The sequence below is a fragment of the Candidatus Zixiibacteriota bacterium genome, from assembly GCA_014728145.1.
Taxonomy (GTDB): domain Bacteria; phylum Zixibacteria; class MSB-5A5; order JAABVY01; family JAABVY01; genus WJMC01.
In genome coordinates this window covers 1-6,132 of record WJMC01000101.1, presented here as the reverse complement: position 1 = coordinate 6,132, position 6,132 = coordinate 1, and the positions used below count along the sequence as shown (strand labels likewise).

General features: G+C 49.7%; 5 protein-coding genes. 4 read left to right on the top strand and 1 reads right to left on the bottom strand.

Annotation, left to right across the window (positions count from 1 at the left end):
- Positions 1–151: 151 nt before the first annotated feature.
- On the bottom strand, positions 152–1,459 hold the full coding sequence (locus GF404_06495) for a thiosulfate sulfurtransferase (GenBank protein MBD3381828.1): 1,308 nt from the start codon (positions 1,457–1,459) through the stop codon (positions 152–154).
- A gap of 341 nt (positions 1,460–1,800) precedes the next feature.
- Between GF404_06495 and argB the strand changes: the two genes are divergently transcribed.
- The 4 genes from argB to argJ form a co-directional block, all read left to right on the top strand.
- Entirely contained in the window at positions 1,801–2,634 is an 834-nt protein-coding gene (gene argB, locus GF404_06490; protein MBD3381827.1) for an acetylglutamate kinase, read from the top strand.
- A 19-nt stretch (positions 2,635–2,653) separates the two neighbouring features.
- Complete coding sequence (locus GF404_06485) at positions 2,654–3,850, top strand: acetylornithine/succinylornithine family transaminase (protein MBD3381826.1); 1,197 nt, start codon at positions 2,654–2,656, stop codon at positions 3,848–3,850.
- Entirely contained in the window at positions 3,843–4,880 is a 1,038-nt protein-coding gene (locus GF404_06480) for an N-acetyl-gamma-glutamyl-phosphate reductase (GenBank protein ID MBD3381825.1), read from the top strand. Before GF404_06485 ends, GF404_06480 begins: the two co-directional genes overlap by 8 nt.
- 42 nt (positions 4,881–4,922) lie before the next feature.
- Positions 4,923–6,132: bifunctional glutamate N-acetyltransferase/amino-acid acetyltransferase ArgJ (gene argJ, locus GF404_06475; protein ID MBD3381824.1), on the top strand; the 1,210-nt coding region annotated here is incomplete at its 3' end.

The following is a 6,132-nucleotide window of genomic DNA, read 5'->3' as shown; positions in this document are numbered from 1 at the left end:
GTCAGATATCGAAAGGCTGGCCAACCGCAACGGCTTTTCTGTTATGGCAAACCTCTATGATTCCAAGCGCTATTTCGTCGATTCAATCTGGGAAGTCCGCAAGCCGAGATTCAACTGACGTAATTTGAAAACCGGACCGGTGTCAGACGGACTAACTCTGCCAGGCCGGCACCTGGTCTTCCGGTATACCGACTTCGATCGGATTTTCCGGATCACTGCTCCATTCCATCCAGCCCCCATCGTAAACAGCGATATTCGGCCAGCCCATCATATAGGCATTGAAGAACGCTTCGCTGGCGCGCCATCCTGTCCCGCAGTAAAAAGCGATACGCTTGTCCGGAGTAATTCCGCTGTCAGCCCAGATTTCGGCTACTTCATGGTATTCACGCATGGTATGATCAATATTGCGGTAGTTTTCCATGTGGTAGGCGTCGCTTCCGCAGTTGCCAAACACCGCCCCTGGAATTCTGCCGACTTTTTCGATATAGTTGTAACCGCTGACATCGCCGATGAATTCTTTCCAGCTCCGGATACTGACCAGTTCTCCTCGCTTCGATGACAACAGCTGTTTGGCTTCGGGCGTGTCGATGATCAAGTTCGGATTATGAGGGATTTCGGTTCCGAAATTATCGGCCGAGACAACTTCGCCTTCTTCGGTAATCATATCGAAACCTTCCTCGCGCCAGGCCGCCATACCGCCGTTTAAGATGCGCACATCTTCAACACCGGCATAGAGCATAATCTGCGCGCAACGCATCGCCGCCAGATGACCGGCCAGCCGGCCCGGGTATTCATCCTCGTTGTTGGGATGATTGAATCTGCCGTACAGGACGACCGTGGTGTCTTTAGTGATGCCCTGCTTTAGCAGGGCCCGGCGAATATCTGCCGGTGAACGACGGTTCCAGTCTTTTGAGGATTCCAGATCTTCGGTGTCCATGTGGATCGCGCCGGGGATATGTCCCGATTCGTAATCCTCGCGATACCTGAAGCTGGCGTGGCAGATGACATATCTGGAATTATCATAATGAGGGGAATTTTCGCCCGTGATCAGGCCCTGGACCCATCCGGGATAAACAAGCTGTTTAAAGCGAGGCAGGTGATCCATGGGTAGAGAGCTGTCCGCCGACCAGTGCATAAATCGATCGAACCTGCGCACATCACGGTAGCCGGATTGTGCCAGCTTATCGGCCATTTCAGCGGATTGAGCGGCGTTATAGCCGTACACAATTATCCTTTTCTCGGGGTCGATGCCTTTTTTGTCGAGAAGCTTTTGCCAACCTGAAAATTCTGTCCAGCTTAACGGGAATGTTTTCGCGGACTTAATATGACCTCCGCGAGGTTCACCCTCGAGTGTCCAGCCGTTGTAAGCGGCAATCGGGCGCACATCCAGAAGAAATTGATCGTCGTGCTGAGTAAGACTTAAAAGACTGTCCAATTCTACAATTTTATCAGCGGACATAATGATCCCTTTCTAAAAATATATTCGAAAATAAAACAATTTCAGATTTGGGTTTTGATATATTCAAAAAGCTTGTTTATTATTACAACCTTGTTCAGGGCTGTTATGTTTCAGCCGATGTTACTGAGATTCTGTTGCTTGTACAACCTGAACAGATAATTAGTGCTTTTGCGAAATTCATGAAGGCGGTGAAGACTGCATCTCCGATGTGGAGATATGTCAATCGCGATAATGGCAAACATGGAACAATCATACAGACGTTTTGTTGAATCCTGTGAGTGCCCGGATAATGCAGGGCCAATGAATTGGATGCTATCACTAACTTATATTTCTAATAATCGATGATCAGCTATTCTGAAAGACCGGTAATTCTGTTTAAGTATGGCGGAAACGCCATGATCGATGAAAACTTGAAAAACCGGGTAGTGAAAAATTTCTGCCTGCTCAAGGAAAAGGGCTTTAATGTTGTTATCGTGCATGGCGGTGGGCCGTTTATCAAACGAGCTCTGGAAGAAGCTAAAATAGAATCTGAATTCATCGAAGGCCACAGGAAGACCACCGCCGAGGCGTTCGAATACGTGGAGATGGCGCTGAAGGGCAAGGTCAATGGAAGCCTGGTCAGGTTGGTCAATTCACTCGGTTACAAAGCGGTCGGATTATCCGGAAAGGATGGAAAGATAGTTACCGCTGTGAAACGGATGCACCGGCGGATGATTGAAGGCCAGGTTGAAGAAGTCGATCTGGGGCAGGTCGGCGATGTAATCGATGTCGATCCCGCTTTGATCAAGTTGCTCTTGCAGAATGATTACATTCCGGTTATAACCTGCCTGGCCTCGGATAAGAGCGGAACAGATTACAATATCAACGCCGATATGTTCGCGGCCCATGTAGCCGGAGCCCTGGACGCTGTCCAGTATGTTATCCTGACCGATGTCGACGGGCTCTTGCGTGATAAGGATGATCCTGCTTCGATTATCTCTGATATCAAGCTGGATGAAATTGACGATCTGGTGAAGGACGATGTGATACAGGGCGGGATGATCCCCAAGATTGAATCGTGCGAAATTGCGGTCAACAAAGGCACCCGCTCGGCTCGCATCATTAACGGCACCCTGCCGGATCAGATACTGGCTGTTGCCGACAATAAACAGGTCGGAACTAAAATCACAAGATAGAATTTATGGGAAGTTTTATATGTCACATGAGTTAAACAAAAAGTATTCAAATCTTGACCAGAAACATTACCTGCAGACGTTCAAGCGTTATCCATTGACACTTGAAAGAGCGAGTGGTTCTCATGCCTGGGATATCGATGGCAATGAGTATGTCGATGCTCTGGCGGGTATCGCTGTCAACAGCGTCGGTCACTGCCACCCCAAAGTCGTAAAAGCGATCCGGGAGCAGGCGGCCAGGCTGATTCATGTATCTAATTTTTACCTCAGCGTACCCCAGGTCGAACTCTCCAAAAGACTGACCGTGTTGTCCGGCCTGGAGCGGGTATTTTTTGGCAACAGCGGGGCGGAAGCAGTCGAGGGCGCGTTCAAGATTGCCCGTAAATATGCCCACAGCAGGGGACGTGGCGGGACAATCATTTCATTTGATGGTTGCTTTCATGGTCGAACGCTGGCAACGATTGCCACCGGGGCGGAGAAGATGCAGAAGGGTTTCGATCCGATTCCTGCAGGATTTAAAAAGATTCCATTTAACGACATGAACGCGGTCAGGGATTCAGCCGACAGGGAAACCGCCGCTATCATAATCGAGCCTGTGCAGGGCGAAGGCGGTATCAACATTGCCGAAGGCTCATTTCTAAAAGAACTGCGCACATTCTGCGATGAGAATGATATCGTCCTGATATTCGACGAGATCCAATGCGGTATGGGGCGCACCGGCAAGATGTTCGCTTTCCAGCATCACAATGTCAAGCCGGACATCATGACGCTGGCCAAAGCGCTCGGTGGGGGGACCCCGATTTCAGCCATTTTATCCAGCGAAAAGGTCAGTTCCGAGATAGAGTTCGGCGATCATGGCACCACGTTCGGCGGAAATCCGCTGGTCTGCGCGGCTGCATTGGCCGTGCTGGATGTGATTGAAGAGGAGAACCTGCTTCAGCAGGCTGAAGAAAAACACGGCTGGTTTAAAAAGCAGATTGAAGGCTTAAACGAGGCCTCGATTAAAGAATTTCGGGGTTTGGGATTGATGATCGGTATCGAGTTCGAGTTCGATACCCGTCCTCTGGTCCAGGAGATGCTCAACAGGGGCGTCCTGGCCAATGCTACTGCCGGCAATGTCCTGAGGCTGGTACCGCCTTTGAATATAGAAGAAGAGGATATGAACAAGATAATGTCAGCACTCAAAGAAGCATTGAAAGCGGTTAAAAGCGATGAATAAAAAACGTATCGGAATAGTTGGAGCAACAGGCTACACCGGATCGGAACTGGCCCGACTCCTGGTTCATCATCCGGAAGCAGAGATCACCGCGATTACCTCCGAATCTCGATCAGGCGAGGCTTTCTCTGACGTCCATCCCTTTTTTAAAGGGATCTGTGATCACAGACTGATTTCGATCGAAGAAATCGATGAATGCGACCTCGATCTGGTCTTTTTGGCACTTCCTCACGGCGTCTCGATGGACATGGTCAAAAGGTTTAAGGATCGCTCTTTTAAGATAGTCGATTTGTCGGGAGATTTCCGTCTGTCCTCGCCCGAGGTCTATGAGGACTGGTATCAGATGAAGCATGTCTACCCGGAAGGTTTCGACGAAGCGGTCTTCGGTTTGCCGGAGCTTTATGCCGATCAGGTCAAGGATGCCCGCCTGATCGCCAATCCCGGATGCTATCCGACCGGGGCGATACTTGGAGTTGTGCCTCTGCTGGCGGAGGGGATGATCGAAACCAAACCGATTGTAATAGATTCCAAGTCGGGTGTGACCGGGGCCGGGGTGAAGGCCAAGCCGGTTACCCATTTTCCCAATGTCAGCGACAACTTCAAAGCTTACAATCTCAAGCATCACCGACACACGATAGAGATACAGGGGATACTGGAGCGGGTATCCGAAAAAGCCACACTGGTTCAGTTCTCGCCTCATCTGCTCCCGGTCGACCGGGGGATACTGTCCACGATTTACGCCCGGCCGACAGGATCTGTAGACGAGGATTCATTGAATGAGCTTTATCAGAAGTTCTACGAATACTCACCGTTTGTTAGAATGCGTAAAGATCCGCCTGCGCTCAAGGATGTGCGCGGAACGAATTACTGCGATATTCATGTAACCTTTGACAATCGTACTAAAATGATTATCATCGTCAGCGTAATCGACAATCTGGTAAAGGGAGCAGCCGGTCAGGCGGTGCAGAACATGAATATCATGTTCGGTTTTGACCAGACCGCGGGCCTGCAACAGGTACCGGTAAATCCGTAGAAATTTACGGCTTGATTATCGGGATAGGAGAGTTCAATGAATATGCTGAAAAATATTACCAATGTGCGCGGTATAAAATGCTGGGGTGCCCATATCGGCGTAAAATCGATGCGCAGGGATCTGGCAATAATATATTCCGAAGTTCCGGCCAGCGCGACCGCTGTGTTTACTCAAAATAAAGTTCTAGCCGAGCCGCTCAAGGTATCAAAAAAGCATATCGCCGACGGCCAGGCTCAGGCGATCGTAATCAATGCCGGCAATGCCAACGCCTGCACCGGCAAGCAGGGGCTTGAGGGAGCTCATGCGATGGCTGAGGCAACCGCCGAGGAACTCGGGATCGAAAAAGAGATGGTATTGGTCGCATCGACAGGCCTGATCGGGGAACCGTTTCCCACTGAGGATATAGTCAGGGGCATCCGCAAAAATGTCAAGAAACTCTCATCCAGATCCAAGGCGGGGTCGTTTGTCGCCAACGCCATACTGACCACGGATACATTTGCCAAAGAAGGTTTCCTGGAATTCGATATCGACGGTTTCGAGGTCAATATAGCGGGGATCGCCAAAGGATCGGGGATGATACATCCCAATATGGCAACCATGCTGGCTTTTATTGTTACAGACGTATCGATCGATCCGAAACTTTTGAAGCGGATGGTGAAAGAATCGGTAAACAGATCTTTCAACATGATCACCGTGGATGGTGATACCTCCACCAACGATATGGTGGCGGTGCTGGCCAACGGTATGGCCGAAAACGAGATGATCAAAACCAAAAGAGATGTCGGTTATGACATATTCAAAGAACAACTGGAAACGATGATGATGCATCTGGCCAAGCTGATTGTCTCCGACGGCGAGGGGGCTTCGAAATATATTGAGTATTCGGTCATTCATGCGCCCAGCGAGAAGATTGCCAGGCAGTTGATTCGTACGATTTCCAATTCCACTCTTGTCAAAACCGCTATATTCGGCCGGGATCCCAACTGGGGGCGGATTATCTGCGCGGCCGGCAATGCGGGGGTGCCTTTTAACTATGAAAAAGTTGATCTGTATCTGGGTGATGAGAGCGAGTTGGTGCTCGTGCTCGAAAAGGGCAGGCCGATACAGAAAGATAAAAACTACCTGAAAAAATTACTGCGTGAATCCCATATCCAGGTCAAACTAGATCTGCACAACGGAAAGGCAAGTTCAAAAGGCTGGGGTGCTGATCTTACGACCGATTATGTGCTGTTTAATTCCGTTTACAGCACTT